The organism is Robiginitalea sp., assembly GCF_049588695.1.
Lineage (GTDB): Bacteria > Bacteroidota > Bacteroidia > Flavobacteriales > Flavobacteriaceae > Robiginitalea.
Window position 1 is genome coordinate 1 of record NZ_JBAVZJ010000475.1, and the last position, 4,072, is coordinate 4,072.

The following is a 4,072-nucleotide window of genomic DNA, read 5'->3' on the forward strand; positions in this document are numbered from 1 at the left end:
ACAACAACACCTATACGCAATGCCCTTCGGGACACTGCGCATAGCTAAACCGTTGTGCGTCATTCAATTGCCTGGGGCAAGTGAGCCGGTTTAAATGATTTAAGGATTGGCCAGGCCTACTCAGTTATGGCCTTCGCCTTAGCCTCCCAGAGCTGCTAACACCTCGCAAGATCTCCCAACCACGAATAGCACTTAAGAGTACGAACAGGCGCATAACAACGCGTATATCACATGCCTGGCATCGCTTAGCCCGAAGAAAATTCCTAACTTGAAATAAAATCAATCCGGTAACTCACATCCCGGCTTGTTTTACTCTACGGGTAATTAATGGCGCCCACATTTCGGTGTCCAAAATAAGACGCCACACTCATGCGCAAAACATGCAACCCGGAACGTGGTATACCCGGGACGTTGTATGCCATTTGATCCAATTCGATAATTTAAATGAGAATTAAAACGAACCTAATATTATTGCTTGTTCTTTTATTGTTTTCATGTGCTGAGAAGTCTGAAGAAGAACAAGTGATTGAATGGATTTCCGAGAATGCTATTCAGATTAGCACCGTAGAACCCGGAAATGGATTTGAAGACTTATTACCTATTGGTGAAATGATTGGTGATGCTCGAATCGTATCCTTAGGAGAGCCAACTCATGGTAATCGGGAAGTATTCCAATTAAAACACCGTATGATCGAATACCTTGTTGAGGAGAAGGGTTTCAACATCTTTGCACTTGAATGTCCCTTTGGTGAGGCTTTCGATGTTAATCGTTATGTAGTAGATGGTATCGGTGATCCTGAAAAGGCGATTGCCGGGATTTACTTTTGGACCTGGGATACCCAAGAGGTCTGGGAACTCATTAAATGGATGCGATCTTACAATGCAAATCCTGATAATCTAAAAAAGGTCAAATTCTATGGCTTCGATGTTCAAGACCCACAACGTGCCGCAAGAGTCATGTTAGAGTATCTTAAAAAAGTTGATCAAGAACTTGAAGAGATTGTACGACCTGAATTAGGTATTCTTGAAGTGCCTTTTTCAGATCCAAAAGGCTTAGGAAGAAGACAGTGGATTCCTGAAGAGTATGATTCCATATCGTTAAATTATATTCAAGAGGTAATGAAAGCTTTTGATAGCAAAAAGGAAACCTATGTTGCCTCTTCAAGCGTAGACGAATGGCAATTGGCCAAGCAACATGCACGACAAATTGAAATTTATATTTCTAACGCTGCAAAGACAGGTCTCGAAAGAGACTATGGGCAAGCAGAAAATATCAGATGGACCTTAGATTATGAAGGTGAAAATTCTAAACTGATTGCTTGGGCACACAATTTTCATGTGGCCAATATGATATTAGAAGAAGACGATAATGAAGGTGTGGATTACAAAGGTTATAAATGCATGGGCAATCATCTTAAAAAATGGTATGGTGATCAACTTAAAATTGTTGGTATTTTTTACAATCAAGGCGAGTTTTCAGCTTTAGATGATAATATACCTTCTGCTGGCTTTAAAACTTTTGAAGTTGGTAGTTCGAAACATGGCTCATTAGAACATACCATGATAAATGCCAACTTACACAATGCATATTTAGATCTCTCTAATATCCCTAAAAATGGTCCTATTTATGAGTGGCTTGATAAACCCTTAAGCACACGATATTCCTGGGGGTTTTACAATCAAAGCAGGCCCGAAGACTACTACCAAACACACAAGCTTTCAAAGGAATTTGATGCCCTTCTTTTTTTAGATAAAACAACAGCTACTGTACCTATTGATAAATCAGATTAAGATCATATTTGGTTGTTTAACAAAAAACTTGAACACCCAACAAATTTAAATTTTGAAGAGAGTAATGTAGGTGAATCACCTAAAGGATGGATTACTTGGTCCAAATTCGAACGATTAGGAGTTACCATGACCACAAGTGATGATGCTTATAGTGGAAAAAAGTCCTTGATGATTCAACGACCTGTTGGTCCTGCCTATGGTGAAATTGGACCCAACGTATTGCAATCTATTGACGCTACACCGTTTCTTAATAAAACTATTCAGTTAAAGGCGGCCGTAAAGGCGAAAACAGATTCCTCTACTTTTTCATTTCTCCACTTATTAATAGAAGCAGATAATAAAGATGATACTTACGCCGGAGCCCCTCCTTTGTATGATAGTCTAGATAAATTTAGATTTGAAGGGAAAGAATGGCAGGAAATTGTAATTGAGGCATACGTACCGGAAAATGCCCATACTATAACATATAGTGCTCATTTGAGAGATTTTGGGACAGTCTGGATAGATGCAATCGAAATTGAAATTATTGAATAAAGTCAAACTGATTAAAATTAAAACGGCATACAACAATAGTAACCGTTGCCCACAATTTGAGAAAAGGATGAGAAAAATAACCTTTATTCTGATTTTACTTTTGACTATCAACTCTTGTCAATCACAAACCAAGAAAGGTGATGCAAAAAGAATAGTAGGTGGACCTTGTGAGGGCTGTGAAGCAATTTATGAATACGGGGCACAAAAATTATCACCAATTGACACCTTACCCGATTTTAGAGAAACCGAACCAAAATTAAAGCTAACAGGAACAGTATTTGAAAACGACGGAAAAACACCAGCCGATAATGTTATTCTATACATATACCATACAGATAGAAAAGGTATTTATGCTACTCGAGGTAAAGAAAAAGGTTGGGCCAAACGACACGGATATATTCGCGGATGGATACAGACAAACAAGTCAGGGGAGTACACATTTTACACCTTTAGACCAGCATCTTATCCCAATGGGATTGAACCAGAACACATACATATTACTGTAAAAGAATCAAATAAAAATGAATACTACATTGACGAATTTGTCTTTGATGACGACCCAATGTTAACTCAAAAGAAAAGAGATGAATTAGGTAATCGTGGAGGCTCCGGAATCGTAAAACCAATTTTAGACCATGGCATTTTTACGGCTAAACGGAATATCATTTTAGGCTTAAATATTCCGAACTATGAATAGAATATTTTTAATATTTACACTTTTCATGTTGTAAGGTTCTTGCATTGGCAAACACAATTCAGATGCTCCAAAAGCAACCATAACAAAACAAAGCACGCTGGTTAAAAGTGAAATAGAAGGTGATACTATTAGAATTGACCTTACAAAATCCAATATTCATTGGAAAGGAACCTAAATGCATGGAGCAGGAAAACACGAAGGTGAAATCGAATTGCAAAGCGGTTATTTAATTACAATAAACAATCAACTTAGCAACTGAATAATTCTTAGGACGTATATAGTGCATTGAAACGCGCCACACATTTGACCGTTGGTGGTGCCGGCTATCCTTATTTAATTAACTTATGACATTAGAACCCCATACCAGGCAGGCACTTCTAAAATAGAATCAAATGAGAAAATTAATAATCCTGTTGATTTTATTTCCTGCGGCTTTAATTGCCCAGGAAAATCATCGCGACGCTTTGGACCGTTATATGAAGGCGGAGGCTCGTGTGAATGGTTTTACTGGCACCATCCTGGTTAGAAAAGCCGGGCATCTTATTTATGAGAAAGCATTTGGTTATGCGGACAGGGAATGGAATATTCCCAATACTCCCCAAACAAAATTTCAGATTGGTTCTGTTACAAAGCAATTTACGGCTGCGGCTATTTTACAATTGGCTGAAGCGGGCAAAATAAGCCTAGACGATAAACTAAGTACGTATATCCCAGGCTTTGCCAGAGGAGATAGTATTACCATTCATACGATGCTGATTCATACATCAGGTTTAAAAGATTACGAACATGATCAGGGCTTTCTGGGATATGCCGAATCTCTCATTTTAACTAAAACGCCCCACCTTCAGGATTCTTTGATTAACTATTTCAGAAATAATCCCTATGACTTCCCGGTAGGTTCAAAGTGGAGCTATAGCAATACGGGCTATTATCTTTTAGGGTGCATCATCGAAAAACTGAGCGGTTTGTCTTACAGTGAATATGTTGAAAAAAATATCATTCAGAAAGCCGGATTGGAGAATACATTTATAAACAGGTGGGATACCATTG

At 38.3% G+C, this 4,072-nt stretch carries 4 protein-coding genes; all 4 read left to right on the plus strand.

Annotated features, from left to right (window positions below; all coding sequences use genetic code 11):
- The first annotated feature begins 444 nt into the window (after positions 1-444).
- Positions 445-1,791 carry an erythromycin esterase family protein gene (locus WBV75_RS11190; RefSeq protein WP_424120685.1) on the plus strand — a complete coding sequence of 449 codons (1,347 nt, stop codon included), beginning with the start codon at positions 445-447 and terminating at the stop codon, positions 1,789-1,791.
- A gap of 12 nt (positions 1,792-1,803) precedes the next feature.
- On the plus strand, positions 1,804-2,325 hold the full coding sequence (locus WBV75_RS11195) for a hypothetical protein (RefSeq protein WP_424120686.1): 522 nt from the start codon (positions 1,804-1,806) through the stop codon (positions 2,323-2,325).
- A complete protein-coding gene (locus WBV75_RS11200) occupies positions 2,318-3,022 on the plus strand; it encodes an intradiol ring-cleavage dioxygenase (protein ID WP_424120687.1) in 705 nt (234 codons plus the stop codon). Before WBV75_RS11195 ends, WBV75_RS11200 begins: the two co-directional genes overlap by 8 nt.
- A gap of 392 nt (positions 3,023-3,414) precedes the next feature.
- A partial coding sequence (locus WBV75_RS11205; RefSeq protein WP_424120688.1) for a serine hydrolase domain-containing protein occupies positions 3,415-4,072 on the plus strand: 658 nt, incomplete at its 3' end.

What these genes read in the sequence shown, in the direction of transcription:
- WBV75_RS11190 (WP_424120685.1), top strand. Translation starts at nt 445, where the DNA reads ATGAGAATTAAAACGAACCTAATATTATTGCTTGTTCTTTTATTGTTT.